This is a genomic window from Shimazuella alba (genome assembly GCF_009831235.1).
GTDB lineage: Bacteria > Bacillota > Bacilli > Thermoactinomycetales > Thermoactinomycetaceae > Shimazuella > Shimazuella alba.
Map to the genome: position 1 here is coordinate 126,408 of NZ_WUUL01000007.1, position 25,810 is coordinate 152,217.

A 25,810-nucleotide genomic window follows, 5' to 3' on the forward strand; every position below is an offset into this window, starting at 1 on the left:
TGCAGGGTGGAGCAGGCAATTTCCGAATCGATGCCACCCCCTACATGAAAATTGGTCGCTTGAAAAGCATACCAAATAAGCCTAGATAAGGCTTGTTCTTAAAAACTATGCTACTTCGCAGTGGATAGGCTATACTCATAAACAACACCCAATATGTCAAAGATCGTCTTTTTCTTGTATCGATGAGATTTTCGCCCATTTTTCTTTAGCTGGTGAAAGAGGCGAAGAAGGATCTTTGCATATGCTTGGGTGTTTTTCTGTATAGCCTGATGGAATAAAGGGAAATAGGTTTGAATGATATAAAAAGCCTTATACTCGCTTACCTCCATACGACTTTTGCGTAGCAAAATCTCTCTCATCTGAAACAAAGTGGAAAAACAAATGAGGATGGCAATAAGCTGCCCATACAGGTGACATTCCAACCTTTCCCGTTTCACATTCTTGCATCGGTCGATCTGAAAAAAGGATTTCCATGTTTTGAATACGATCTCAATCTGCCAACGCAGGGAATAGAGATGGTGAATATGTTCTTTTGGGACAATCTCCCAAGCAATATTGGTGATATAGACATTGATCCCAGTTAACTGTTTTCTTTTATCTGAAAGCTCCTTTCCTTTTTTCTGCTCTTTAAAATCCTGATTTTTTCTTCTCTTTTTCACTTGTACATCTGTGAGTCGGTACAAATTAGCACGAGCAGGTAGTTTTTTTTACCCAATAAAAGCATCTCGAATCTCTGTAGTTTCTCCTGGTTTCATTTGATTCATTTTTTTCTTCCAGATCCAGTAAGAGATACTCTGTTTTTTTCTTGATTGCTCCATTTCCATGGAATTCGGGTGCCGGATTCTTTTGATAGATCCGGTTTTTGAGTGGTAAACGAGATAGATGGAAGGCTGTCTGTTGATCAATCTGCTTTAGGTTATCCAGCGAAAAGTAACCCAAATCTCGTATGCACAAGTCCCTTGGTTGAAGAGTGGGGAAACAAACAGGGTTAAAGAGCCTGTCATTTCCTTTTCCGGCCCCCATATCCACATTCAAAAACTGTCCACTATGTAAGTCGTATTCCAATTGGATTTTTACCCCAGCCGCATGACTACTTCCTCCTGAACCTGGGTAATGATCAGCCAAGGAATCTGGCAACTGAAAGGAGGTCGAATCGAGGATGCGAATTCGAGTAAAAACATCTTGATATTTGGTTGGGAGGACACAATACGAACCTAGTTCTGCTTTTAGTAATTGTGCAAATAGTCGTCGAAGAAAAGTCACTGCTTGTTCATTCAAACGTTGATTCAATCCTTCTGCACTCATACTAATTCCTGTTGCAGCTTCCAACTCACTGCATAATTGAATCAGAGAAGTACTTGCTAGGTTGTGACTCAACCAAACACATAAGGTCACCAGATCTTGTCCCCGACATTTGCTTTTTCGTCTTACAAATTCGGTAGCCCTTGCCAACTGTTCGATTTCTTTAGGTGAAAAATATTTCTGCAATACCTGTGAAAACAAATGAAGTTCTTCTTTGGTGGATACATTCACAGAAAACACGCCATCCTTTCTTTTCATTCCTAAAGAAAGAATAGCGTGTTATTTTCGTTTTGAGTAACTATTTTGTTATTAGCTTGATGGGCATGGGGTTAACCCTCTTTTTTGTTTTCATTCCCTATGTTTATGGGAATTTCTAGCTCCACGAAAATGGCAGAGCTATCTTTTTCGTTGCTCCATTCAGTTGGGCTCTGTAAAACAATATTCATTAGCAGCTCCCCTTTTTATCATTTTACAACACTCATATTATATCATTTATTCTAAATATTAACATCTATAAAATTTGATACTTTTTTGTCATCGCTCGTAACGTGACCTCCCCTGTTCTCGATCAGTAGATTTCATGAGAGTCCCCTCTATGCCAGCCTTTATTATATTAAAATACGATTTATAGCTTTCTAATCCTTATCTTTTTTGTATAAAGGAGCAATTCTATCAATGCGATTTGTCCAGATCCAACCGGAATAATCAGCTGGAAGGCGTTTTATATCATCAGGTGTATCAAAGCCACTGGAAAAATCACTGCCATCTCCTCCAACCACAATAACTCTTGTATTTGCTTGATCCATTCGATTTAAAAATTTATTTGGCCAACCCCATAACCAAGGTCCTATCTTTTCAGGAATATGTAATTGAGTGTTATGACATGCTTGTGGCATATATCCCGTCCATCCTACTGCAATATAGGGAATCAAACAACTCTTCATCGTCGCTTTGGACATCACTCGCATATCCGGTAATTTTTCTTTCAAAGCAGCGATTGGTTCATCTCCACCATAAACCGTCAACTGACTTTGACGTTCTAGCGATAACTTAGCCAAATGATACGCCAATAACTCTCCTTCTTTGGGATCACTGCTCTTTATATCTATTAAGAAAGGTTTATTCGGAAAATGATCCAACACTTCCGTTAGTGATGGCATCAATCCAATCCCTTTTCCACGAAAGGGGTACGTTTTCCCATTATCAGCAGTATAACCATAGCCAATATCTACTTTCTTTAACTCAGCCATTGTGTAATCTTTTGTCACTCCTTGGACATTGGTACGGCAGTCTAATGTCCAATCATGAAAGATAGCAAACTGTCTATCTTTGGTCTCGTGCACATCAAATTCTACGACATCAGCCCCATTTTGAAAGGCAACTTCCATCGATGCTAACGTATTTTCCAGATAAGGATGTTCCGGTTTATAAATTCGTTCAGCTGTACAGGTATCGTTCTGAATATTTTCCATCGAAAAAGTTTGTCCAAGCCCACGATGTGCTAATAGTTTAGGAGTTTCACTTATTGGTTTGCTAAACATGGAAGTGTTATTAAGGTAAATAAAAGCAAGTAGAACTATAATCACAAGAAACGTTTTGCTTTTTGCAATTTTTTTCAATCTCATCATTCTATTCCCTCCCATACGATGTCTAACTGTTGTTGGATCATCTCCATCATTTTTTCTTTGTCTACATCCGAAGACCAATTGATAATGGTATGAAAAAATATACCTACGAGTATGGCTGCCACCTTATCGCTTTCCCATCGTTTGGGGAAAGAAGCATTGTTTTTCTCTTTTTCTATTAATGTGCTTAGTGTTTCTTGAAATCTCTTTATATTGGTTGACCCTGTTTCCGATCTAATCGCTGATCGCATTGTCTCTTCTAAAGTAAAGCGTAATAGATCAAAATGTTTCAGATAGATTTGTAGCAAGTCATGAAAAATATGGCTGATACGATCTCGTAAGGTGCCTTCTTGGTGTTTATGTACAATTTCATTCAACAGATCCATATAAGTGTCTGTGACATGTAACAAGATGTGTTCTTTTTTCGGAAAATAATTAAAAAATGTTCCTTTGGCTATCCCGCAGGCTATCGTTATCTCTTCCACTGTCACGTTTTCATAGCCTTTTTGTTTGAACAGCTTAATCGCATGTTTCATAATTGCTTCTTTTGTTTGCTTTTTCTTGGTTTCTCTTAGCAAAGTCCATCACCACCAAAAAATGACTGCAGTCATAATTGACCAAAGTCATTTTATCGTTAGTTAAAAAATTTTTCAAGTGCCTACAGCCACTTATAATTTGAAATTGTATGCTTTGGGAATAACCAGCAAGCAAAATACCAGGAAAATATATTTACTGGTATGAAATCTTTATATGAATAGATAGCTACGAAATGGTTGGACAAATCCACCCGAGGTCACCCCATGATACGTTTAAAATGCCGGTGCAAATGACTCTGATCACGAAATCAAGTGATACGGCAATCTCAACAGATTCTCCTCTGAGCAAAAACTTTTGAGCAACACGACTCTTTCTGCGATCACATACTGATGAGTGGTCAATTGCACAATACTCTCATCGTGAAGTCAAATATACTTACCAAAAATGACTACTTCCTAAAAGATAATCCCAATTCTTCTACCGAAACCGATCAAAACCATGATATTATTTGCAGAGAAATCGGGATACCAACCCGTGGTAGTTTCCACGGCTACAACACTGTTTAAGGGACAGCAGAAAAAATACAAAATGAGCAAATGCTACCTCCCTCATGTCCAGTAAGCTAAAACAAAAACAGACCACGAATTAGCATTTTCCGGTGAAGAGAGCTTCCATTTGTTTTCTCAGGTATAAAAAATATCACTCTCTTTGGAAGTTGAACAATTAACAAGTAGACTGAATTTATCAGATTAACGAGCAAGTATTGGGGACAGTCTAGTAACTCCCCAGCGAACCTTCCTTGGTACACATCAAGAAGATTATAGTGATTTGTTATATTTGATTTGTATTTTATGATCAGGTTTATAAATAAAAGGGAAAACTTAGCATTCATTAGTAAGGGGGTACGTGGGATGAACTCAATGGTATTACTTATTGAGGACGATCAAGAAATCGGCTCATGGGTCAGTGAGTTTTTAACCGAACAAGGATATGATGTAGTTTGGTTGAAATCTGGGCAAAAGATCATGGAGTATATAGAGCCTGCTAATATTATTATCCTTGATATCATGCTTCCTGGGTTAGATGGATTTACAGTCGGACAGCGCCTCAAACAAAAATACCCAGAAAAGCCAATCATGATGCTGACAGCTAGAACTTCCATCGAAGATAAACTACAAGGTCTTTCATTTGCAGATGACTACTTGACAAAACCATTCCATCCTGATGAACTCCATGCGCGAATTCAAATTTTACTCCGGCGTACCGGTGCTGTATCTACAGATGTCATAGAATTGGGGCACTTGCGCATCGATCGAAAAGTCAATCGGATTATGAATTCAGTAACAAATACTGAGATTGTACTGACAGGTAAACAGTTTCACATCTTTATGTTTCTCTTGGACCATGCGAATCAAATATTGACCAAAAGGCAGATTTATGAAGCGGTATGGGAAGATCCCTATATAAAAGGAGACCGAACCCTTATGGTACACATTCGCCATTTGCGAGAAAAAGTAGAGATTGATCCTAGTCAGCCGCAAATTATCAAGACCATTCGCGGCATCGGATATCGGTTGCTTACATGAAATATCGAAAGTCACTTGTCACCAAATATGTATTCCTTATCCTTACATCCTTACTCATGTGGCCCATTTTGCCCGCCATCTACTATTCACCTGACCTTTTGGTAAAACAAGGTTCGATTTATGACGCAGAAGAATTAGAAAAAATGTGGAAACAAGCAGCTAAGCAACTTCTCTCAGTAAATGACTCTACAGTCAATGAAAAGCTAGAGAAGATACAAGCACATTATCCAAAAGCAAAGCTTTTTTGGGTCGATCAATTGGGAAAAACTCATGGAATCAATGGGTATGTAACAGATATGCCCAGTCATTGGACACCCACGAACTTAATTCACTATATAGATAGGAAAAAGCAGCAAGGGATCTACACGGTGACAGCTACTATTGGCAAAAGCGATCGAGAAGGCTTTATGGTATTCCAAATACCAAATACCTTTACCACACTAGCATTTGGAACCGAAAATTTCTTGTTAACCATCATCACCTTTATCGCTGGAGTTTCATTAGTAGTCATTTCCTTGTTATTCTTCTTTGGAATTCGAAAAAGATTAGTTCACTTACAAATTGCGATGTCACATACTGGAGAAAATGGAATACCGGATGAGGTCTCCATCCATAACGGCGATGAAATCGGACAATTGGAAAAAGCCTTTAACAGAATGATTAATCAATTGAAAAACAGCAGAGACCGCGAAAAGGAAGAGGAAAACCTTAGAAAACAATGGATCGCAAATGTATCTCACGATTTACGTACACCATTGACCATCATTCGACAGCATGCCCACACGGTTCAGAGGAACCCTTCATCGCCAAAAGCCACAAAATCAATGGAGATCATTAACAATAAAATAAATAATCTTGGAAAATTACTCGAAAACTTGCTTACGTATACATTACTTACTTCTGGAAAACATCCGTTAAAAATAAAAACTATCGATGTTATCGAGGAAGTACGCCATACGATAGCCGAATGGTACCCTATTCTCGAAAAAGAAGATTTTCAAGTCCATGTAAATTTGCCAGACCAAACATTAAACTGGAATGTTGATCCATTATGGTTGCGATGTATATTCGAGAACCTGCTGCAAAACGTTATCCGATATGCCAAATCGGGTCATTATGCGGGCATTGGTTTTGTTGAACGAGATGGTTCCCTATATCTGTTTATCAAAGATAAAGGACAAGGTATGGAGCATATCTCAGAAACGAAAGGAGCAGGTATCGGTCTGTCCATCGTCTCCCTTATGACAAAAGAGATGAACATCGATTGGGAGATATCAAGCTGCTCGAATGGGACGATCCATTATTTAAAAAAGAATTTAAACAAAATTTAAATTTCAAGTCACCTTAAATTTCCATTTTACCTTGTAAAGTGGGGATTAAGGTGATTTTTTATTTTTATAAAGGAAGGGTGTTCGATTAATGAATGTAAAGCAGGACGGACAATCGAGAATGGATCAGATCGTTTATTTCATGATGACATGGTCTGTGCTGTATGGTTTGTTTCACCTCTACTGGTTGCTTGGAGGTGCAGGTTATCCTTTTAGAAATGAAGAAGGGACTCTACTATTTGCATCATTTGTCACCTATCTCCCTGCTACGACTGGAGGTATCGCATTCGTTATGATTTGTCTTCTCGGTTTATTAGTGGGTGTAGATATGAGAAAGCAGAAAACCTTTATTCCAAAATGGTTCATTCTTACCTATTTATGGGGAACTGCTGTTTTATTAATTTTATTCGTTCCAAATACAAACTTGATTGCCGCGATAGCTTATGCCTTTCTGTTCAAATTTTATTTTGATTGGCAGATGCTGAATCAGATCATATGTATCATAGGTGCGCTTACTTTTGGTTTTGCAGCTGTCGTTTTTCAAAGGAAAATGCGAAATGCTTGTGAGTACTGTGGGAGAGCAGAAAATGATGATAAATCATTTTTTCTCATTCGATGGGGCAAATGGATTACCTATACTGCCGTTCTGGCTCCTATACCCTATGCCATTACTCGCTATGCTTGGGCACTAGGCATTAATATTGGGATTGATCAGAAGTTTTTACAAGATTTTTCAAGTCTAAATCCAAATCATCGTATCACGGAGTGAATATTTGGATCTTTATGCATCGCTGGCGGACTTCTCACCCTTGGTTTAGTTCAAAAATGGGGCGAAGTTTTTCCAACTTGGTTTCCATTCATTGGAGGTAAGAGGGTACCAGTTCTATTAGCGGTTATCCCAGCAACTTGTGTAGCCATTGCTGTAACAAGTGCCGGAGTTATCTTTACTTTTTCATTAGTTGCAGTCGAATCTCTTCTATTACCTGCTGGTGATAATATCTTACTGAGCAAGAGCAACATCTGGGGTGCATTTGGGCCGATGCTTCTCTGGATTCCTTGGGGAGTTGCATTAGGATTAGCAACTATCGCTTACTATTATCGTCGGCGTGGTCATTGTAGTCATTGTGTGGGAAGATAAAAATATCATTCATCATTCAAATGATGCTTTTTTACTGATAGACAAGGACATTACAACCACTTCGATTGAACATATAAAAATTATTTTATCAACAAAATATGCTACCAAAGCAGATAGCCCATTATTTTCATTTGAAATTAGGAGATATTACTATGAAAAAAATAATGATATTAATAGCTACTCTTATCGCGTTAATAGGAATTGCCCATATCGCGGTAACTCCTTTGACATTTAAATCATTTCATACTGATGCATTGTGGTTTGGATCTGCGGGCCTTGCATTCATTTTTTTAGCTTTTCTTCACATCATGCTAGTAATAGGAGATCAGAGAACACTACATTTCATTTTTGCATACATCGGTAATGGATTAAGTGTAATTCTTTTCATCTTGTTTTTATCCATTGTATCTAGCCCAAACTTTATTCTCTTAGTTGTTTTGGTAGTGATACAAACCATATTGTTTGTATTGCTTCAACTCAAGACACGAAAAACGAATAAGTGGAAGGCAGTGAAATGAATAAAAAAAGGTAAAAAAGTATCCGGCTATTTTACCGCCAGTTGCCTAGCTAAAAAAACTTCAGATGTCACTGTCAGGTAACTGGAGCCTTCTCATGTTTATAAAAGTGCTTTTCTGCACGGAGGACTCCCCATTTTTTTGTATTCCCACAAAGAAAGTGGGTTTCGAATCTCAGTTCGATCGGCAAAGAAAAGCCTGGATCTTCTACATTAATACATATTAGATACTTATTTTCCTATATAAAATAAAGCTCTTCTATTTTATTCCATATAAAAAAAGAGCTTTTTGTGTTTGATACCACATGTAAATATTATTGATTTTGAGAGTAAAATTTATGGTTTAAGTATGACCTTGATGCAATCATCTGTTTTCGTATCAAAGTATTCATATCCTTTTTCTGCCTGATCCAAAGGTAAAATATGCGTGATTACGTCCCCAATATCAACCTTTCCTTGAGCAACCAAATCATATAGAAAAGGCATATAGTGTATGACCGGAGCCTGCCCAGATCGAATGTTTACATTTCGTTGGAAGATATCACCTAATGGGAAACCGTTATACCTAGCTCCATAAGCTCCTGTGATTTGAATCGTGCCGCCTTTGCGTACAGCTTGACTAGCAATAACAATCGCGCTCATTGCCCCGCCTTGCAATTTTAAGCCAGTAGCGAGATATTCCAGCGGAGTCATCTTTCCATCCTGTCCCACACAATCAAGTACAACTTCTGCTCCGCCTTTTGTGATCTCTCTTAAATACTCTCCTGTGTTTTCGTGTTGCTCAAAATTAACGATTTCTACATTGTTTGTTTTTTTCGCATGTTGCAGTCTATAGTCGATATAGTCAACAGCTATAACTCTCTTTGCCTCTTTAAACCAAGCAAATTTTTGCGCTAATAGTCCTACTGGTCCACATCCTAATACGATGACGGTATCTCCTTCTTTTAGACCGGAATTATCTACTGTCCAGTATGCTGTAGAAGCTGCATCTGACAGTAATACTAACTGTTCATCGTCAACTTCACAGTTTTTTGGAATTTTAAATGGGGTAAAATTGGCATAAGGAACTCGCAGATATTCTGCTTGTCCACCTGGATATCCTCCTGTCAAATCTGAATAACCAAAATAACCCCCCATTTCCCCATTATGATTGGAATTATCACATTGGCTTTCTAACTGATTTTTACAATAAAAGCATTCTCCACAAGCAATATTAAATGGGATAATAACACGATCGCCTTTTTTTACTTTGGTAACTTCTGATCCCACTTCTTCTACAATTCCCATAGGTTCATGTCCGATAATATAGTCTTCAGGAAAATTAGGAACCATGCCGTGAATCAAATGTAGATCTGAACCACATATCGCAGAGGATGTAATTTTCACGATTATATCATCTTTTTTCTCGATTTTTGGATTTGGCACTTCTTTCACTTTTACATCTTTAATCCCTTGAAACGTAACTGCTTTCATCACTCTTCACCTTTCTATTATTGATCGCTATCTATTTGTGCCATCATCCCTAAACGTGAGGTATCTCCAGGGAATAAATCCATTTTGCCAATCATGAATGCTCCTTCAATGGATTTCAGATCTTGTTTATATTGTTCGTTATAGTTATATGGATACAGCCAACCTCTGTTCATCATAAAATTAGAAACTTCCTCATGCAGAGCAAGACCTTGTTCGATTTGAGCTCGATACAATTGCCGGAGATCAGGGTTGGTAGTTTCCGTCATTGCAATAGCAGTATTTCTTACACCTGTTTTGATGGTTAATAAAAATTCCATCGCTAAAGCAGAATCAGCTAATTCCGGCATTCCTTCTGCATTTTCTACTTCTAAGTAATCATTGATCATTGTAATTCACCTCATTTGCAGGGTTCGGCATTTGATAAAAATGTTGCAGTTGTTCCAAAGTAGCCATAGACTGTGTGACATCTTTTTCCATCAATGCTTTTAAATCTTGATCAAACACAACTCCAGACATCATTTTAGATTTAATAATGCATGTTGTTTTCAAGTTAATAATTTCATGTAAATCCAATGTTTCATGATTTGCCAAATGATTGGTATCCATCTTTTCACCTCCACGAATAAACGAAAATATTTTCTCCTGTGCCAGATTATTTATACGAAAATTAGAATGAATATTTGAAAGTAAATTTATGAAATATAACAATTAACATTACTGTATAAAAACTACTTCTAAGTTGAGAATATAAATTCGTAGATACGGTAAAACACAAGTAGGAACTTTCATGCCAAAAAGATTAGGCATACATGAAACACTGGAGTTACATGAACTACTAACCTTTAAAAATACTTGCTTAACAAAATCAGCAGCGATGAGTAATCTCGCCAGTGATGCAGCGTTAAAAGATATCTTGGTACAAGATGTCTCTCAGTCCGAACAAGATATCCAGACACTTCAAAACCTGATTTCTCAACAACAGGGGGAAACTATACATGAATGAATTCTTTAAAAGTGTTTTAGGAATGGGGGATATTACAGATGAAGTGATTGCTTCTGATTTATTAATTTCTGCAAAATCAGGGGTACGAAACTATGCATTTGCCCTAACCGAAACTGCTACACCAGAAGTACGCGCTGCCTTACAACTACAATTTTCAGCAGCAATGGACTTACATGAAAAGGTAAGCAACTATATGATTGAAAATGGCTATTATCATCCTCAAAATATGAATGAACAGCTTCAACTCGATTCCCAAAATGCGCAAGTAGCATTGAATGCTTCGAATCTAGCAGACTAGGAATCGGTTACGATTATTTTTCACTTGTCTCCCTACTAACTCAGTTGAGAAGTTTGTTCTTTCATTATGAACAAATATAACCACCATCTAAATGAAGCTTTTCCTTTCTTTATTACGATAAGAAGGAAAAGCTTCTTTTTTTCACTCCTTTTCATCCAAAAACTTAATCGTAAGAAGATTAATTATCACACCGCCAAAATTTTTGGTAAAGTATACTTTACATTTGGTAAAGTTCATTTTACAATAAGTAAAAATAAGTTTACTTTCATAGGAGATAGCGAAATGAGGGATCAAAATTGGCATTTAACCAATCGTATTGCAGTGTTAAGAGCCGAACGAAAGATGACTCAAAAAGAATTAGCTGAGAAGGCAGGTGTTAGCAGACAAACGATTATTTCGATCGAAAATAAGAAATACACTCCATCTCTACTACTTGCTTTTGAAATCGCAAATGCATTGGAAGTAGAAATAACAGAAGTATTTGCATATAGGGAGGAAGAATAATATGATGGATACCATCATTACTTACACCAACGGTTTAGCAGCACTTGCTTTTTTTGTATTTGTAGGGCTTACTATTTTGGTTGCCAAAGAAGGAAAAGACGAACGCGCTACACTCTTAGGCTATAAACTATTCAGTTTCTTATTTATATTCTTGCTTTGCGGTCTATCCTTGATCATCTTTTTTACAGGTTGGAAAACCATAAACTATGTCATGCTGAGAGTTTGTATTACTACTTTGATGTCTCTGACGATATTAGCTGGATCATTTTATTGGATTATCATTCGAAGAAAGTATTGAGCCACATAAAAACGTTAGGGTATCTGCCCTAACGTTTTGTTTATGAAAAACGCAGATCACTTCTATTATCCAAATCAATCCCATAGCGAGCATAAATTTTAACTGTATTCTCCCCTGTTAGTTGTTCCTCTCGAAAACCGAGCAACTGCGCAGTTTCTATCACTCCTTCTTTTGAATCAGCTTCTATCTCTAGATAAGCGGGTATCATCGGCCAATGGTCAATCTCTAACTTGGCATTATTCAAAACAAAACTAGTGCGCTCGTTTTCTTGATACGCTTTGGGGGTAAAACCTATCAAGCAAAGCAAAGCATTCGTTTTCTCCAAATCATCTACGATCACTTCTTCTTCCTCTGTTCCGCTGATCCCATCGTTGTGAATTTTCTTTACCGTCAATGTCGTTTGTTTTCCATCATCACGCAGCCGTATCCAATGCCCGCGTCGTTGCGGGTTGATATCATACACATAACGCTTCATCAGCACTTTTCCTACTTTTGAGCCGCCTAATTGGATGATTTTCTTTTCTACTTCTTCAGGATTTATCTCAATCACTTTTGCTTCAAATTCAATGGACATTGTAGTTTGCTCCTTTTGTATAAGTTTTTCAGACGCTCATATTCATTCTTTTGGAAAATTTGTATTTCTTCTGCTACACTACTTTCCAAAAACTGATCTAACCGTTGGCAAAGATCCATCCTCTGTATACAAACCCCTACCTGAAAATCACCCCTGTGATCTTTGTATAACCGAATTCCGTAAAAACCTTCATGGCAATCTGTATCATTATTAAAAACACAAGTCATACATGTCTCTGGTAACCTTACATTCCGTAATTTTTTGTACCAGACTCTTCTTCTATTCGACAGTTCATATTCGTATCTTTCATCTGATACTCCTGCTGTAATGCGATGCGAAACTAGTGATGCCCCCAGCTGATGAAATAACCGTCTTAATGCATCTGTTGCTTCATCTCTTATTTCCAACGATCGCATGATTCTAATACTAATTTGAGGTGGAAAATCAGATAATAGATTCTGAACACGACTGATATGTGAGGGATCTAAGATTACAATATTAACTGAAGCTTTGACATTGTGCTGAATTGCGCATAACATTGCTTTTTTTAAAGCTTTAATTTTTTCATCACCCCATTTCGGAGTTCTACAAGTTTTATTTTGTACCAACATAAGCTCTTCGCTTGTAGTCCCAAATACTGAAAAATTTATTTTATGTAGTCCTTCTTTGGCTGCTTCTGGGATAACTTTTACTCCATTTTCCCCATTGGAGGTCATCCCGACAGATAAACCTAGTGATTTGATCATTTTAATTAATTCTGGTAATCGTGGATGTAAAGTTGGTTCTCCCCCAGTCAAATGAACTTCTTTAAAACGAAATCTCTCTTGAAGTTTCCTTAAAGCTGTCTTAAATTTTTCATCTGGCATGATTAATGATGGCAAAAAAGTAACACCATTACTTTTTACATAAATAGAAGTTCTACCAGACTTCCCATAACCATTCCATTGTCCAGTTTGATTATGTGAATTATCAACAGTTACAGGTGTTCCTTCATTATGACAAAAAGTACAAGTCATACCACAGGAATCAATAATTTTGATACGAAGTGTGCGGTCTTGATCAACAAAACGAGGTATTTTACTACAAGTCATCATTACTCTCCTTTGATGCAAAAATATCGTAATTCTTGCCATGAATATAGGTATTACCTTCTCCCATATCGACGATGACTGCATCAAGTAAAGCGATTTTTATGTTCACGTTATTTTTAGTTGTGATTTCAATCTGGGATACTCGTTTGGAAAGTTGCGGTTTTTGAAATTGGTTTTGATCAAAATAGTACTCCACCCGAGTTTCCTTGGGAGTAGTAGCTAGTTTGGAACGATCATAAAAACGGTATTTGGGAGCTAACGCCTTTAAATAATCCGATCATAAATTAGGTTGGAGTTTGTCAACGTTGAGTAGTATCGAACGTGGATTTATCAGTGTAGCAGATGACAAGTATATCGAGTATGCCAAGGAATTAGGGATTGCAGATGATTTGTTTGGGTTAGAAGATGAGATGACCAAGCGTGAAAAAGAGATTATGGTGGAGTTGAAACATATAGAGGAAATCTTGAACGGAAATACGAAAGTTGCCTTGGAGCGAATTCAATCGTTTATGGACATTCATCACTTTCCAGACGCTATAGCTGTTTCCGAGTTTTTAAAAGGACGGGTTTATTTTGAGCAAAAGAATTATACAAAGTCTAAAAAACATTTCGAAAGAGCATTAATAAAACTAGATGAATGTCCCAATTTAGCAACTTCAAATATTCATTGTATCTGTCTTAATGATCTAGCAAGAATGACTTTTTATGAACGAGACTACCAGAACAGCTACGATCGCCAAACAAGCTATTGACCTTTTCGTTACTAATGGAGAAAGACTCTACTACAAACCATACCTTTTCTTTAATCAGATTATTTATCTAGAAAAGTTAAATCGAATAGAAGAAGCTTGCCACTACTGTGAGCAACTACTTTTAGAAATAGATAACTTTAAAACAAATTTGTTTATTCTAATCCAAGTTTACGAGCGATATGCTACAATGCTTTGCAAACTAGGGATGCCATTAAAGGCTTTAGATTATGCTGATAAAGGATTGCAGATCGCTTGGGAAAATCGTTCATATAGAAGACTTTATTCACTTTGGATTACCACAGGTGATATTCTTATCGCCTTGGAGAGATTGAAAGAAGCAGAGGTCAGTTACCAAAAATCACTTGATATCATACATCATGTAGAAGACACTCCTAACCTAGTATGTGAGATATATGTTAAATTTGCACAACTACTCATTAAACTTGGTGATAATGAAAAAGCTGAACAAAAATTAATTCAAGCTCAAAAATATACAAATAGAATTGAATTAAATGATTTTAAAATTCGAACCTTACATTTATTAGGAACTCTCCAACAAACACAACATAGATTTGAAGAAGCAGTCCAAACGTATAACACCCTAGAAAGTACGCTTAATACAAACAGGATTCCCGTTGACATTTATCTTGCTCTATGTGAATTTTATAAAGAAATAGGTAATGTAGAAAAAATGATTCATTACCAACAACTAACTTTCCAAACCATCAAGGAGGGCATATAATATGTTGAGACAACTTTTTCCAGATGGTGAACCAGGAGGTATCTAAATTTCCTTATAAGTATGATCCTAAAATTGCTTCTCAAGTAGGAATTGAGTGACTCTTAATTTAACTGGAGATCCACAAGGATAAAAATTACACTTACTAAAATCCAGTTAATCATTATCCCTGTTCACATATTTATTGATTTTTTGCAACCTATTGTGAAATAAACTTATCCACTACCAAAAGGTTATTAATCTCAAGGAGGAATGATATAACACGTGAAAGCAGTAGTTGAATATATTCGTATCATTTATTCATATAACCTAGTACAACCAGCTACTAGGTTTTGCTTTTATCAGATTGAAAAACAAAATAGCACCTTCATCTCTTCCCCTTCTAAACTACCTTGGCCCATCTCCCCTATATCAGCAGAAAATGGGCCAGGAGAATCATTCGTATGAGGCGTAAATCAGGAGCGTTCCCGCACAGACGAGCAAAAGCAGGACTTTACCAGAATCCAGCCATAGCTTTTGCTTCTTCATTCTCTTGGGTACTGCGTTTTTACTCTTGCGCATACGTTCCATCTTTTTCGTCAGCGCATTGGAGTATTCACCGAGTTGATACGCACCCAAAAACGAAGTAACCACGATGAACGCTACTAAACTGAACAACCACATAGGCAGCTCCAAATGAGGAGAACGACAGCTCGTAGGAATGATTCTTTCGCTTCTAGTATACATCGATATCAAGATGAAGGAATGAGAAAATACACCACGAACAATTAGAATCACAAACTTTTCTCCTGTTGTACTCCAACTTGCGAACATAGTACCGAAACACAGGGACTGTATCAGCATGACGGATAGCTGTCAACCTGCCTTGATGGAACATCTATGTAAGATCTGAGCCGAAAGACGATCGCATGTCTGGATTGTTACAAGCCTCATCTTTTAAATGATGGAGTAGTTGACAAGTTTACGAATCATATCTATTTCCATTATATTATTAATAGTGGTTGCTCAAATCGAGCAGCATGATGAGATGGAGTCAAAATGGCTACTTTTACTTCTGAAATCAATCCGAAGGTTGTTGTTCAAAACCTGCCTAAGAACTACACGGAGGGACTACAAGCACTTCATTTCTCGGAAGAATTTTTTTCCCATGAAGATTATACAAACGTGAAGTGTGGTTATTCTTTTCGGATTACCTCTGATTATGTGAGGGTAACAGAGTATCGATATGGTGTAGAAGTGAAGGAAACCAGCGTATTCCCAGGTGGGGAGCATCAGATTTCCGATTCCAAGGTTACGGTGAGCTGGTCTAAGTAGAACCATAGATTCCTGTCCGAGTAGTGAGTATAGTAATACATTCTAACTACTCGGACGCAAAAAATAATGATACTATGATTATTATAAAAATGTTGCTACCATTATAAAGTAATTTATTTTACCTTTTAAAGGAGGGAATACCTGATGAAAAAGAGATCAATTCAATATTTATCTATGGGAATTGGGTATTCTACTGCTGTTTTTTTCTAAAATCGAATGTTAACAGGATAAGTCTGTCAACATTTAAGAGAAGATTAAAAAACAGTGGAAATATATAGCGTATTAGTTATATATTCTCTATCTAAAAGGGGACTTTATAGATGAACGTAAACAACGATGTAGTAAAAAGATATAACCCAAAAAATATAGCGAAACCTGTTGGACAGTACAGTCATGTAACGAAAATAAGCAGAGGTGCTGAACTATATGTATTTTCTGGTCAAATTGGTATAGATCAAAACAACAATATCCCCACAGATTTCAATCAACAAGTAACCAATACCATGAACAATATTGTGGAACTTCTTTCTTCTCAAAAATTGACTCCTAGTCATGTTATCAAGATAAACATTTGGGCTACAGAAGAAATCGACTGGGATCATTTCTATGCGATTTGGAATAGAGTATTCGGTAGCACACCTCCTTCGATGACGATTGCTTACATCAAAGGATTAGGTTTACCTGAATTAAAAATAGAATTAGATGTTTGGGCTGCTGGTTAATTTTAAAGTCAAAAGGATACTCTGAGAATGGAAAACACGCTATTCTTTCTGTAGAAGGATGGCGTGTTTTCTGTGCAACGATAGGAGCTGTTCTTTTTTGCATACTTAGGATACAGGACTTTTTAGGATAAAGTGTACATGAAGAAAAAAGATAATAGGAAATCTCTTTTTACCTGTACGTTACGGACATTGTTCAGAAGTTCCTGAGCTTCCTGATTCATGCTTCCCTCAATAGTCTTTTCTGAAATTTTGTTATAACAAGCAGCACTTTGATTAACTACATTTATCTGGATCGAAAAAATAAGATTCCGAACTTCCATGTTTCAAAGGGAAGATAGCAGCAACCTTGTCACTACCCCTACAACAAAGGTGAATGATATTTCTAGTAAAAGAAGAAATCTCCTATTCTATAATAAGTTTAGGCTGAAATACAGCCTGTGACTTTGAGAGGACTCACACCATGAAGGAAATTGATCTGAAGTACCCATCCTTCAAAAGCGTTGGAAAGTGGAAAGCGATACTTTCTACAAATCTCATCTACTCATCCAACCCTCCTAAGGTGATTGGAGACTTGGGTGATTATACTCTCCTCGTCGATCAAGGTAACGACTTTATGATCTTTGGAAACGGACTGAATGTTTGGTTTTATCGGGGTCACCTTAAGGGTGAAAATCATCCTAATTTCTTCCCCATCGGTAAGTCTGAGGAAGTCAAGCACAATGGTGTGGTGATCTGTAAGGTCACAAGTATTGCGCGTAGGTAGGTAAATCCTACTGAATCCTGACACACTCAGTCTGGGCAGCATCCAGTTGTCCAGGCACACGAATATAAGGAAATGATATAGATGGAGAGTCGTCAAAGGGCGGCATTTTATTTTGAATATTTTAGTTAATCCGATGATTCCAATTCTTAGTTAATATGATTCCCGCCTTTCAACCTAGGATACTACTGTTGGAACAACAGACTTTATCTAAAGTAACCCAGGCGACTTCACTTTACACAATACCAGCGCACGTGTCATTACTCCAAACAAACGAATTTCCTTCTCAATCAGAATCTGTATAGCAAATCATATGTATCAGCCTGTGTCGTTTATCGATGATGATTAATGTTCCTTTTAAACCAAAGTCAAAAACCAATCTGACCATGCTTCACCGGATCTATACACTTCAATCTCCAAATATCTTTCTTGGTAAAGCCCTCAGCATTTTCATATAAACAAACACCTCCGTCATCGTTATTACGATTCAGGTAGGTGTTTGTGCCTTCATTTCATTTTATGGGTTCTGTACAATTTACTGGGGTATTTCTCTGCCATATATCCGTTTATAACAATTCTAACTTAAGACACTTCCACTGCTACCATGCTGCCTGTGTCACTTCTTTTTTCTTCTTCCTTCTTCACTTCTTGATTCGTAGTACGTAGTGGAATCTCTTTGAGGAAGAACACCAAAATAAACGCTACTACCATCACCAATGTTCCTGTTAAGAAAACGGTAGATAAGGTGTTGCTCAAGGCATCACGGATGTTATCAATCATGTGAACAAATACTGGTTGCGCAGAAGCTGGTAAGCTTTCTTGTGTTTTCTCCAACAAAGGTGTATTCATCAGTGCCTGTGGATTCGCAAAAGTTAGCATTTGCTCAGCTGTTTTTGGGTCTATTTTTGCCAGTTCTGGCGCAGATGCATTCAATGATTCTTTTAAATTCGTTGTCATGTTATTTGCCATAACAGTACCCATCACTGCAATCCCAATCGTTCCACCTAAGTTGCGGAATAACTGTGTAGAAGCAGTAACAGCACCTAATTCTTTGTGCGATACTGCATTTTGTGTTGCCAATGAGAATACAGGCATCCCAAGCCCGATACCAAATCCGAAAATAATCATCGCAAGTACTGCCATTAGAACACTATCCATATATACCATCATTGCCATCCCTAAAATCATAATCGGGGTACCAATAAGAGCGTAGCGTTTATACTTACCTGTTTTCGCCATCCATTGTCCTGTTAAGGTACTTGCGATCACCATCACAATCGACATTGGCATCGTTACATAACCTGCATATGTTGGAGAGATTCCGATAACCCCTTGCACAAAGAAGGAAATGTAGATCATCGCTCCCATCATACCAAAGTTCATAATAAAACCAATCAAATTCGAGACGGTTACGACGTTATTTTTAAACAAATGCATGGGCATGATTGGATTTTTTGCTTTGCTTTCTATGAACACAAAAATAACACCAGATACAATAGTTACTGCAAGCAGTCCTAAAATCTGTGGAGAACCCCATTTATACTCTGTACCTGCCCATGAAAATGCAAGTAACAAAGGAACAAGCGTTGTGGTCATAAACAAAGAACCTAAGTAATCCACGCTTTGACGTTGTCCATTTGTAATCTTTGGAAACATCGTCCAAATCAATGCAAGTGCAATAAAGCCAATTGGTAGGAAAATCCAGAACAACCAATGCCAATCCATATGATCGATCAAATATCCGCCGAGAAGTGGTCCGATCACACTGGAAAAACCGAAGATAGACATCATGATACCCATCCACTTACCTCGTTCACGGGGTGCAAATAAATCCCCTACTGCTGTGATAGCGGTAGATTGAATAATACCAGCACCAATCCCTTGGATACCACGATACAGAATAAACTGATAAACATCAGAAGATGTCCCTGTTAAAAAGGCTCCGATCATAAACAATAGAATACCTACAAGTAAAAAAGGCTTGCGCCCATACATATCAGACAACTTACCGACTAGTACCGTTGCAATGGTGGAGGTAAGCAAATAAATGTTAATCGTCCAAGTATAATAATCCATCCCATCAAGGATCGCTATGATCCGTGGCATTGCCGTACTGGTAATCGTTTGGTTGATTGCCGCAAAAAACATCGCAGCCATGATAGCGATCATGATGGTCATTTTTCTTTTTGATGATAAATGCTCCATGCTACTCTTGTTTCTCCTTTTTCTTCACGTTATCAATTAATGTAGTGAAAATACGTTTTAAATGTTGAACATCTTCTTCGTTCAACAGGTGAAAATACGTATTCATAATTTCTTTTTGTTTTTTTTGCTTTTCCTCTATAGTGGAATATCCTTTATCAGACAAAGAAATATTTACAACTCTCCGGTCATTCTCAGCCCGCTCCTTTTCTATATATCCCTCTTTTAACAATTGATCCGTTATACCTGTAACTGCTGAAGAAGTAAGACTTAATACTTCTGCGAGTTGTGAAACCTTTTTTGGCCCTTCTAGCTTCAACAGATACAGGATTTTAAACTGGGTAAGCGTTAAATGATAACCATGCTTGTTCCAGTCTTTCGATATTTCCTTTAGAAAAGTATGAAACATAGAGGTTACATGAAATAACTCCTCATTTTTATTGATCGGTTTCACCCCCAGCTAAAATTTATTTCATGAGTTGATTATTCATTAATAAATGTTTCATGTATTTAAATATTAATCACTGAATAAATATAGCTCATTTACTATTATGCTGTCAAATTTTTTTTGTGAAAAAGTAATGAATAAAAAAACTACCCTTATCGGCGGTAGCTGTACTTGAAACAGGAATATGGTGTTATCTGTGAAGTTAGGTCAAATGACTTTCATAAAATCATCGATAATTAAAACTAATTGCTTAGGATTACCATGCATTGGCAAGTGTTCAGTATCTCATTCTTCCAATTTGAGAACCGAAATCGGCAATGATTAGACTAATGGGATTCCTGATATTTCAAGAGGAGGTTTATGATAAATTAATAGGTATTTCTGTATTGTTTTGGGGTAATGCCAACAAATTTCTTAAATACTTTGGTGAAATAACTTTGATCAGTGAAATGAAGATATGTGCAAATATCGGTCAAAGAATAAGAAGTAGAGATTAACAACCTTTTTGCTTCTTCTATTTTTTGTTGTTGAATATATTCACGAAGAGAAATTCCAACTTCATTCTTAAATAATTGACACAAGTAAATTGGATTTAAACGATTCATTTTGGCTATGTTAGAGATACTACATTTAGCGTAAAGATGTTGAGCAATATAAGTTTGACAAGATGTAACTACTTTTGAATATTTGTTTTGTTTTTGAAAGTGAACATGATGTGCAAATTCAATAAATACAGCAGTGAGGAATTGATCAATCTCTACCACTTCCGACAAACTCTCTACATGTTGGATATACAAATCACTCATCGTATATGCCTGTTCCAGTTGCACTCCGCCTTCTATTGCTGCTCTAGTTGCTAGGGTTACTCCACAAATCGCTAAATTTTTTTTGTTTCGTAAGGCACTGCTTTTGGAAAGTGTTCCTACCCCCTCAATAGAAGGATGTTTTAAATAAGAAATTAAATCATTTATATTTCCATCCTTAATTGCATTCATAATTCGCTTTTCATGTGAATCACTATGAAAAAAATTATTTTGACGTTGAAAAGACAATTGAGCATAAATTAATTTCTCTATTCCAGTGCGATATCTTAAACTTTTATTTTTTTGTCTGTTTTCAAGCACTGTTTGTCTCCTCCCTAGCACATACTATTTTTCTTTAGATTTTACTATAAAAACGCTTTCAATATAAATAAAATACTACTAGAAATATATAATTCACTCGTATTTTTAAAAATTGAAGTTACATCCATGCAGAAGGGAGCGTATTTGAACACGGAGAGAAATATAAATGGGAGGAAATCACATGCATGAAAGACAAAAGTCATCTACCCGACTAATTAAAGTTGCAATAACAACTGTGGCTTTGGCTTTATTTGCTACAGTAGGTGTAAATGGTAGCATTGCTAATGCAAAAGACAATACAACTCCAAGATTAGTGGACAAAAAGTCGATTGATGCAGTAATAAATGCGATGACCTTGGAGGAAAAATCCAAATTAGTTGTAGGACAAGGAATGCCTGGTTTTATGGGTAAGCCTAATGCAAGTGTTGCTGGGGCAGTTGGCAAAACCTATGCGATCCCTCGTCTTGGAATTCCCAGTTTACTTTTTGCTGATGGACCTGCTGGACTTCGTATCCTCCCCACTCGTGAAGGGGAAACCAACACTTACTATGCCACTGCATTTCCAATCGCTACTGCACTAGCATCCACATGGGATACCAAGGTCGTGAACTCCGTTGGAAAAGCTCAGGGAAATGAAGTCAAAGAATATGGATTAGATATTTTATTAGCACCAGCATTAAATATACAACGAAACCTATTGAACGGAAGAAATTTTGAATATTATTCCGAGGATTCTTTAGTATCCGGAAAAATGGCGGCAGCAATGGTCAATGGTGTGGAATCAAATGGAGTAGGAGCAACGATTAAACATTTTGCTGCTAATAACCAAGAAACCAATCGGATGACTATTGACACAGTGTTATCACAAAGAGCTTTGAGGGAAATTTATCTAAAAGGTTTTGAAATAGCGATAGAAGCTTCAAATCCTTGGTCTGTGATGAGTGCTTATAATAAAATTAACGGTACAACCGCTTCACAAAATAAAGATTTGCTAACAACCATACTGCGAGATGACTGGAACTATAAAGGTTTTGTGATGAGTGATTGGTTTGCTGGTACGAATGCTGTAGAACAGATGAAGGCCGGTAATGAACTTATCATGCCTGGGTCAGCTGAACAATCTACTGCTATTGAAAATGCTGTAAAAAATGGAACGCTGGATGAAAAGATTCTCGACCGTAATATTAAAAATTTCCTATTAGCTGTATTAGAAAGTCCTACCTTTAAAAAGTCAAATTTCTCCAATAAACCAAACTTAAAAGCAAATGCCCAAGTAGCTCGTCAAGCAGCAGCTCAAGGGATGGTTTTATTAAAAAATAACAAGACATCTTTACCAGTTAGCAAGAATGGCCATATTGGTTTATTTGGAAATACCCAGATTGAAACTATCAAAGGAGGCACTGGAAGCGGTGATGTAAATGCTAAGTATACCGTTTCTATAGCAGATGGTTTAAAAAATGCAGGATATAAGTTGGACGAGACATTGTACAAGAAATATCAATCTTATATTTCTACTTTAAGACAAATGGATGAATACAAAATTAAAGATAGCCCTTGGGGTCCTGCGTTCGGAAAAGTTACCCCGGTCATTCCAGAAAAATCATTGAGCGATGCAGAGATTCAAACTGCAGCAGATAAAACCAATACCGCTGTAATTGTGATCGGAAGAAATTCTGGAGAAGGCATTGATCGGAAAAATGAAAAAGGTGATTTCCTGCTGACAGATCAAGAACAAGCTATGATCACCAATGTTTCCGCTAAATACCACGCCCAAGGAAAGAAAGTAGTTGTTATTTTAAACATCGGTGGTCCTATTGAAGTTGCAAGTTGGAGAGATAAAGTAGACGGTATTTTGTTAGCTTGGCAACCAGGGCAAGAAGCAGGAAATGCAGTAGCAGATGTATTATCTGGAGCTGTAAATCCATCAGGTAAATTAGCACAAACATTTCCAATCAAATACAGTGATATCTCATCTGCAAAGAACTTCCCTGGAACTCCGTCAGATAACCCAACAAAGGTTGTTTATGGAGAAGATATCTATGTTGGTTATCGTTATTACTCCACATTCAATGTAAAAGCTGCATATGAATTTGGATACGGTCTGTCCTACACAAAGTTTGATTATAGCAAAATAGGTGTAAACCAAAAGAAATTTAAAAATAAAATCAAAGTTTCGGCTACTGTACAGAATACCGGGAGCAAACCAGGACAAGAGGCTGTTGAAGTTTATATAAGTGCTCCAAACGGAAAGCTGGAAAAACCAAAATTGGAATTAAAAGCATTTGAGAAAACAAAAGAATTGAAACCTGGTCAAAAACAAAATTTATCCTTTGAATTAGATGCAAAAGACCTAGCTTCATTTGATGAAAGTCAATCCGCATGGATATTAGAAAAAGGTACCTATCAGGTAAAAGTAGGCGCATCCTCAGAAAATATAAAAGGAACAGCCACATTTACCGTTGATAAAACAATAGTAGTAGAGAAAGTGAGTAATGTCCTAGCTCCTCAAGAAAGCATCGATAAACTTTCCCAATCAAAACAATAGGAAAATAACAGGAAAATCCCCCCTAGTGTTAGGGGGATTTTCCTTTATAAGCACATCAACTACGAGTAAAAATGAAAATTACTATGCTATCCTGTTTGTTCACTGCCTTCTGACCAAACTACTATGTAAACCTGATCCTCTGATATATTAAGAGCTACTGGGTCTTTCGTTTGATCTATTTTTCATTTGTGATCTTTTGAAAAATTTCTAATGGAAGGTTTTATACGACGTTTTAATTTTGATAATTCTTTACAAGCTATAGTTCCTTTTTTCGTTTTCAGTCTTCCCAATAGGGGTAAAATTAGAATGATTCTATCCCTTATTCTCTGCGAATTAGAACCATTCGATCAACTACATGTAAGTAAAATAAAAAAGCCACTCGATTGGATAGCTCTTATCTTTATACTTATCTTATGTACGTGTGTCTGGACAACTGGATGCCGCCCAGACAGGTGTGCAGACAGGGATTAGCTAGCTAGCCATCCAACCGCACCGATCCCACTTATTACACCAATCTTCCAAGAGACATGGTGGCTTCTTACAGGTCCACTCCATGGTGGGTTCAATGGGTTTGATCTCGATTTCCTCGTTCTTTTCAGGAACTGTGCTCTTTGTTTCTACTAGTGTACAGGCCACTTTTCCTCCATTAATGGGAACTAGTTACATATTCAGATTAGACTATCTAGAATCAAAATTCAAGATAATGCTTTACTTTCCCATCTGTAATTCTTATTTTTGTATAGTCAGATAGCTGCAAACGATGTGTATATGAAAATCATCCAATATACGCTATTTGTGGATCTACCACGTTAAAAACTACATTAAGCAGTCTAGTTAGAGAATCGAAACAGGGATCATATCACCAGTGATAATACCATCTGTAATTTTATCCTCTACTCAGATACATAAAAAAACCCAGTACTTCTATGTACTGGGTTGATCATTTTCAAATGAAACTGCATGGGCAATACAAGGGATATTCTCCCCTTGTTGATAAGATACAGGGCTGAGCAGAGCACCTGTTGCAATGACTAATATTTTTTTGTATTTCCCCTTTGTTAACTCTTGCATTAGCCTTCCATAGGTCACAATAGCACTACTGGCACAACCACTCCCACCTGCAAATGTCTCTTGATCTTTGTTGTAGATCATCAGACCGCAATCTGAGAACTGCGGACCCATATCATATCCTGCTTGAGAGATCAATTCGCGGGCAATCGGATGTCCTACTGTAGCTAAGTCTCCTGTTACAATCAAATCATAGTCCGAAGGAGTTCTGCCTGTATCTTTAAAATGAGAAATGATGGTGTCGGCTGCGGCAGGAGCCATCGCAGAGCCCATATCAAAAGGATTTTTGATACCACGTTCCATTACTTTTCCTATGGTTGCAAAACGAATACGAGGTCCTTTTTTTGCTTTTCCAATAACCGCTGCACCAGCACCTGTTACCGTCCACTGTGCTGTATTTGGCTTTTGACCACCATATTCCGTTGGATAACGATATTGTTTTTCTGCTGTACAGTTATGACTGGAAACACCGATAACAGCATGCTGTACAAATCCTGCGCTCACTAGCGAAGAACCAAGTGTCGTAGATAACATGGACGAAGAGCAAGCTCCATATATCCCCATAAAGGGAATCCCTAATTTTTGAGCAGAAAAAGACGCTGTAATATTTTGATTCAAAAGGTCTCCAGCTAAATAAACGCCTATTTCTTTTTCTTTTTTTCCGGATTTATGAATTGCTGTATCTACTGCAGTCGAAAGCATCTTTCTCTCTGCTTTTTCCCATGTATCTTCTCCAGCATATAAATCATCAAACGAATGATCCAAATATTTGCCGATGATTCCTTTCCTCTCCATCGGACCAGCCACAGCTGCTGAAGCTAAAACTCTAGTATCCGGGCTAAATTCCCATGTCTTTTTTTCCATT

At 37.1% G+C, this 25,810-nt stretch carries 28 protein-coding genes and 1 pseudogene; 14 read left to right on the forward strand and 15 right to left on the reverse strand.

All coding sequences use genetic code 11. The annotated features are described in order from the left end of the window. Positions 1-110: 110 nt before the first annotated feature. From GSM42_RS11925 to GSM42_RS11935, 3 genes and pseudogenes are all read right to left on the reverse strand, one after another. Positions 111-1,533, reverse strand: a pseudogene (locus GSM42_RS11925) (IS4 family transposase). 404 nt (positions 1,534-1,937) lie between these two features. Beyond that, on the reverse strand, positions 1,938-2,930 hold the full coding sequence (locus GSM42_RS11930) for a glycerophosphodiester phosphodiesterase family protein (protein ID WP_160801765.1): 993 nt from the start codon (positions 2,928-2,930) through the stop codon (positions 1,938-1,940). Continuing rightward, positions 2,927-3,505, reverse strand: a complete 579-nt coding sequence (locus GSM42_RS11935) for a TetR/AcrR family transcriptional regulator (RefSeq protein ID WP_160801766.1) — start codon at positions 3,503-3,505, stop codon at positions 2,927-2,929. The genes GSM42_RS11930 and GSM42_RS11935 overlap by 4 nt, the downstream gene beginning before the upstream one ends. Before the next feature lie 870 nt (positions 3,506-4,375). On the opposite strand from GSM42_RS11935, the gene GSM42_RS11940 reads away from it, so the two are divergent. The 3 genes from GSM42_RS11940 (at position 4,376) to GSM42_RS11950 (ending at position 7,147) form a co-directional block, all read left to right on the forward strand. Then, positions 4,376-5,050: a response regulator transcription factor gene (locus tag GSM42_RS11940; protein ID WP_160801767.1), complete on the forward strand. Its 675-nt coding sequence runs from the start codon at positions 4,376-4,378 to the stop codon at positions 5,048-5,050. Further along, complete coding sequence (locus GSM42_RS11945; protein ID WP_160801768.1) at positions 5,047-6,381, forward strand: sensor histidine kinase; 1,335 nt, start codon at positions 5,047-5,049, stop codon at positions 6,379-6,381. Before GSM42_RS11940 ends, GSM42_RS11945 begins: the two co-directional genes overlap by 4 nt. 88 nt (positions 6,382-6,469) lie before the next feature. After that, entirely contained in the window at positions 6,470-7,147 is a 678-nt protein-coding gene (locus tag GSM42_RS11950; protein WP_160801769.1) for a hypothetical protein, read from the forward strand. A 50-nt stretch (positions 7,148-7,197) separates the two neighbouring features. Here GSM42_RS11950 and GSM42_RS11955 read toward each other — a convergent pair whose 3' ends face one another. Beyond that, positions 7,198-7,389 (reverse strand): hypothetical protein, encoded by a 192-nt coding sequence (locus GSM42_RS11955; protein WP_160801770.1) that lies wholly within the window; start codon positions 7,387-7,389, stop codon positions 7,198-7,200. Between the two features lie 279 nt (positions 7,390-7,668). On the opposite strand from GSM42_RS11955, the gene GSM42_RS11960 reads away from it, so the two are divergent. Next, positions 7,669-8,034: a hypothetical protein gene (locus GSM42_RS11960; RefSeq protein ID WP_160801771.1), complete on the forward strand. Its 366-nt coding sequence runs from the start codon at positions 7,669-7,671 to the stop codon at positions 8,032-8,034. Positions 8,035-8,366: 332 nt separating this feature from the next. Here the strand turns inward: GSM42_RS11960 and GSM42_RS11965 are convergent, their stop codons facing one another. From GSM42_RS11965 to GSM42_RS11975, 3 genes are read right to left on the reverse strand one after another with little or no spacing between them, the layout of a single operon-like run. After that, positions 8,367-9,503 carry a zinc-dependent alcohol dehydrogenase gene (locus GSM42_RS11965; RefSeq protein ID WP_160801772.1) on the reverse strand — a complete coding sequence of 379 codons (1,137 nt, stop codon included), beginning with the start codon at positions 9,501-9,503 and terminating at the stop codon, positions 8,367-8,369. A 17-nt stretch (positions 9,504-9,520) separates the two neighbouring features. Beyond that, the gene (locus tag GSM42_RS11970) at positions 9,521-9,889 is read right to left on the reverse strand and encodes a spore coat protein (protein ID WP_160801773.1); all 369 of its coding nucleotides are present in this window, start codon (positions 9,887-9,889) and stop codon (positions 9,521-9,523) included. Next, entirely contained in the window at positions 9,879-10,109 is a 231-nt protein-coding gene (locus GSM42_RS11975) for a spore coat protein (RefSeq protein ID WP_160801774.1), read from the reverse strand. The genes GSM42_RS11970 and GSM42_RS11975 overlap by 11 nt, the downstream gene beginning before the upstream one ends. Before the next feature lie 181 nt (positions 10,110-10,290). On the opposite strand from GSM42_RS11975, the gene GSM42_RS11980 reads away from it, so the two are divergent. The 4 genes from GSM42_RS11980 to GSM42_RS11995 all read left to right on the forward strand — a co-directional run bounded on the left by GSM42_RS11980 (position 10,291) and on the right by GSM42_RS11995 (position 11,606). After that, complete coding sequence (locus tag GSM42_RS11980) at positions 10,291-10,506, forward strand: spore coat protein (protein ID WP_160801775.1); 216 nt, start codon at positions 10,291-10,293, stop codon at positions 10,504-10,506. Continuing rightward, positions 10,499-10,804 carry a spore coat protein gene (locus GSM42_RS11985; protein ID WP_160801776.1) on the forward strand — a complete coding sequence of 102 codons (306 nt, stop codon included), beginning with the start codon at positions 10,499-10,501 and terminating at the stop codon, positions 10,802-10,804. The genes GSM42_RS11980 and GSM42_RS11985 overlap by 8 nt, the downstream gene beginning before the upstream one ends. Before the next feature lie 282 nt (positions 10,805-11,086). Beyond that, complete coding sequence (locus GSM42_RS11990) at positions 11,087-11,308, forward strand: helix-turn-helix transcriptional regulator (RefSeq protein ID WP_160801777.1); 222 nt, start codon at positions 11,087-11,089, stop codon at positions 11,306-11,308. Position 11,309: 1 nt separating this feature from the next. Next, the gene (locus GSM42_RS11995) at positions 11,310-11,606 is read left to right on the forward strand and encodes a hypothetical protein (RefSeq protein WP_160801778.1); all 297 of its coding nucleotides are present in this window, start codon (positions 11,310-11,312) and stop codon (positions 11,604-11,606) included. A gap of 40 nt (positions 11,607-11,646) precedes the next feature. Here the strand turns inward: GSM42_RS11995 and GSM42_RS12000 are convergent, their stop codons facing one another. From GSM42_RS12000 to GSM42_RS12010, 3 genes are read right to left on the reverse strand one after another with little or no spacing between them, the layout of a single operon-like run. Then, the gene (locus GSM42_RS12000; protein ID WP_160801779.1) at positions 11,647-12,180 is read right to left on the reverse strand and encodes a class IV adenylate cyclase; all 534 of its coding nucleotides are present in this window, start codon (positions 12,178-12,180) and stop codon (positions 11,647-11,649) included. Beyond that, positions 12,153-13,274: a radical SAM protein gene (locus GSM42_RS12005; RefSeq protein WP_160801780.1), complete on the reverse strand. Its 1,122-nt coding sequence runs from the start codon at positions 13,272-13,274 to the stop codon at positions 12,153-12,155. The genes GSM42_RS12000 and GSM42_RS12005 overlap by 28 nt, the downstream gene beginning before the upstream one ends. Continuing rightward, the gene (locus GSM42_RS12010; RefSeq protein ID WP_160801781.1) at positions 13,261-13,467 is read right to left on the reverse strand and encodes a hypothetical protein; all 207 of its coding nucleotides are present in this window, start codon (positions 13,465-13,467) and stop codon (positions 13,261-13,263) included. Before GSM42_RS12010 ends, GSM42_RS12005 begins: the two co-directional genes overlap by 14 nt. Before the next feature lie 109 nt (positions 13,468-13,576). Between GSM42_RS12010 and GSM42_RS12015 the strand changes: the two genes are divergently transcribed. Next, a complete protein-coding gene (locus GSM42_RS12015) occupies positions 13,577-14,023 on the forward strand; it encodes a hypothetical protein (RefSeq protein WP_160801782.1) in 447 nt (148 codons plus the stop codon). After that, positions 13,977-14,765, forward strand: a complete 789-nt coding sequence (locus tag GSM42_RS12020; protein ID WP_160801783.1) for a tetratricopeptide repeat protein — start codon at positions 13,977-13,979, stop codon at positions 14,763-14,765. Before GSM42_RS12015 ends, GSM42_RS12020 begins: the two co-directional genes overlap by 47 nt. A 432-nt stretch (positions 14,766-15,197) precedes the next feature. Here the strand turns inward: GSM42_RS12020 and GSM42_RS12025 are convergent, their stop codons facing one another. Then, the gene (locus GSM42_RS12025) at positions 15,198-15,539 is read right to left on the reverse strand and encodes a hypothetical protein (protein WP_160801784.1); all 342 of its coding nucleotides are present in this window, start codon (positions 15,537-15,539) and stop codon (positions 15,198-15,200) included. A 261-nt stretch (positions 15,540-15,800) separates the two neighbouring features. Between GSM42_RS12025 and GSM42_RS12030 the strand changes: the two genes are divergently transcribed. From GSM42_RS12030 to GSM42_RS12040, 3 genes are all read left to right on the forward strand, one after another. Beyond that, positions 15,801-16,076, forward strand: coding sequence for a hypothetical protein (locus tag GSM42_RS12030; RefSeq protein ID WP_160801785.1), 276 nt, complete (start codon positions 15,801-15,803; stop codon positions 16,074-16,076). Between the two features lie 320 nt (positions 16,077-16,396). Beyond that, a complete protein-coding gene (locus GSM42_RS12035) occupies positions 16,397-16,798 on the forward strand; it encodes a RidA family protein (protein ID WP_160801786.1) in 402 nt (133 codons plus the stop codon). 460 nt (positions 16,799-17,258) lie between these two features. Beyond that, positions 17,259-17,561: a hypothetical protein gene (locus GSM42_RS12040; protein WP_160801787.1), complete on the forward strand. Its 303-nt coding sequence runs from the start codon at positions 17,259-17,261 to the stop codon at positions 17,559-17,561. A gap of 579 nt (positions 17,562-18,140) precedes the next feature. Here GSM42_RS12040 and GSM42_RS12045 read toward each other — a convergent pair. The 3 genes from GSM42_RS12045 to GSM42_RS21175 form a co-directional block, all read right to left on the reverse strand. Continuing rightward, positions 18,141-19,763 carry a DHA2 family efflux MFS transporter permease subunit gene (locus GSM42_RS12045; RefSeq protein ID WP_160801788.1) on the reverse strand — a complete coding sequence of 541 codons (1,623 nt, stop codon included), beginning with the start codon at positions 19,761-19,763 and terminating at the stop codon, positions 18,141-18,143. Between the two features lies 1 nt (position 19,764). After that, positions 19,765-20,214 (reverse strand): MarR family winged helix-turn-helix transcriptional regulator, encoded by a 450-nt coding sequence (locus GSM42_RS12050; RefSeq protein ID WP_338055292.1) that lies wholly within the window; start codon positions 20,212-20,214, stop codon positions 19,765-19,767. Between the two features lie 362 nt (positions 20,215-20,576). Continuing rightward, positions 20,577-21,332 (reverse strand): helix-turn-helix domain-containing protein, encoded by a 756-nt coding sequence (locus GSM42_RS21175; RefSeq protein ID WP_160801789.1) that lies wholly within the window; start codon positions 21,330-21,332, stop codon positions 20,577-20,579. 181 nt (positions 21,333-21,513) lie between these two features. Here GSM42_RS21175 and GSM42_RS12060 point away from each other — a divergent pair, with 181 nt between their 5' ends. Then, entirely contained in the window at positions 21,514-23,877 is a 2,364-nt protein-coding gene (locus GSM42_RS12060) for a beta-glucosidase (protein ID WP_160801790.1), read from the forward strand. A gap of 924 nt (positions 23,878-24,801) precedes the next feature. Here GSM42_RS12060 and spoVAD read toward each other — a convergent pair. Further along, the gene (spoVAD, locus tag GSM42_RS12065; protein WP_160801791.1) at positions 24,802-25,809 is read right to left on the reverse strand and encodes a stage V sporulation protein AD; all 1,008 of its coding nucleotides are present in this window, start codon (positions 25,807-25,809) and stop codon (positions 24,802-24,804) included. Position 25,810: the final 1 nt, after the last annotated feature.

Bases quoted from the DNA above. Each gene is read 5' to 3' on its own strand.
- GSM42_RS11930 (WP_160801765.1), bottom strand. From the start codon at position 2,930: ATGATGAGATTGAAAAAAATTGCAAAAAGCAAAACGTTTCTTGTGATT.
- GSM42_RS11940 (WP_160801767.1), top strand. From the start codon at position 4,376: ATGAACTCAATGGTATTACTTATTGAGGACGATCAAGAAATCGGCTCA.
- GSM42_RS11945 (WP_160801768.1), top strand. From the start codon at position 5,047: ATGAAATATCGAAAGTCACTTGTCACCAAATATGTATTCCTTATCCTT.
- GSM42_RS11950 (WP_160801769.1), top strand. From the start codon at position 6,470: ATGAATGTAAAGCAGGACGGACAATCGAGAATGGATCAGATCGTTTAT.
- GSM42_RS11960 (WP_160801771.1), top strand. From the start codon at position 7,669: ATGAAAAAAATAATGATATTAATAGCTACTCTTATCGCGTTAATAGGA.
- GSM42_RS11965 (WP_160801772.1), bottom strand. From the start codon at position 9,503: ATGAAAGCAGTTACGTTTCAAGGGATTAAAGATGTAAAAGTGAAAGAA.
- GSM42_RS11970 (WP_160801773.1), bottom strand. From the start codon at position 9,889: ATGATCAATGATTACTTAGAAGTAGAAAATGCAGAAGGAATGCCGGAA.
- GSM42_RS11975 (WP_160801774.1), bottom strand. From the start codon at position 10,109: ATGGATACCAATCATTTGGCAAATCATGAAACATTGGATTTACATGAA.
- GSM42_RS11980 (WP_160801775.1), top strand. From the start codon at position 10,291: ATGCCAAAAAGATTAGGCATACATGAAACACTGGAGTTACATGAACTA.
- GSM42_RS11985 (WP_160801776.1), top strand. From the start codon at position 10,499: ATGAATGAATTCTTTAAAAGTGTTTTAGGAATGGGGGATATTACAGAT.
- GSM42_RS11990 (WP_160801777.1), top strand. From the start codon at position 11,087: ATGAGGGATCAAAATTGGCATTTAACCAATCGTATTGCAGTGTTAAGA.
- GSM42_RS11995 (WP_160801778.1), top strand. From the start codon at position 11,310: ATGATGGATACCATCATTACTTACACCAACGGTTTAGCAGCACTTGCT.
- GSM42_RS12000 (WP_160801779.1), bottom strand. From the start codon at position 12,180: ATGTCCATTGAATTTGAAGCAAAAGTGATTGAGATAAATCCTGAAGAA.
- GSM42_RS12005 (WP_160801780.1), bottom strand. From the start codon at position 13,274: ATGATGACTTGTAGTAAAATACCTCGTTTTGTTGATCAAGACCGCACA.
- GSM42_RS12020 (WP_160801783.1), top strand. From the start codon at position 13,977: ATGAACGAGACTACCAGAACAGCTACGATCGCCAAACAAGCTATTGAC.
- GSM42_RS12030 (WP_160801785.1), top strand. From the start codon at position 15,801: ATGGCTACTTTTACTTCTGAAATCAATCCGAAGGTTGTTGTTCAAAAC.
- GSM42_RS12035 (WP_160801786.1), top strand. From the start codon at position 16,397: ATGAACGTAAACAACGATGTAGTAAAAAGATATAACCCAAAAAATATA.
- GSM42_RS12040 (WP_160801787.1), top strand. From the start codon at position 17,259: ATGAAGGAAATTGATCTGAAGTACCCATCCTTCAAAAGCGTTGGAAAG.
- GSM42_RS12045 (WP_160801788.1), bottom strand. From the start codon at position 19,763: ATGGAGCATTTATCATCAAAAAGAAAAATGACCATCATGATCGCTATC.
- GSM42_RS12060 (WP_160801790.1), top strand. From the start codon at position 21,514: ATGCATGAAAGACAAAAGTCATCTACCCGACTAATTAAAGTTGCAATA.
- spoVAD (WP_160801791.1), bottom strand. From the start codon at position 25,809: ATGGAAAAAAAGACATGGGAATTTAGCCCGGATACTAGAGTTTTAGCT.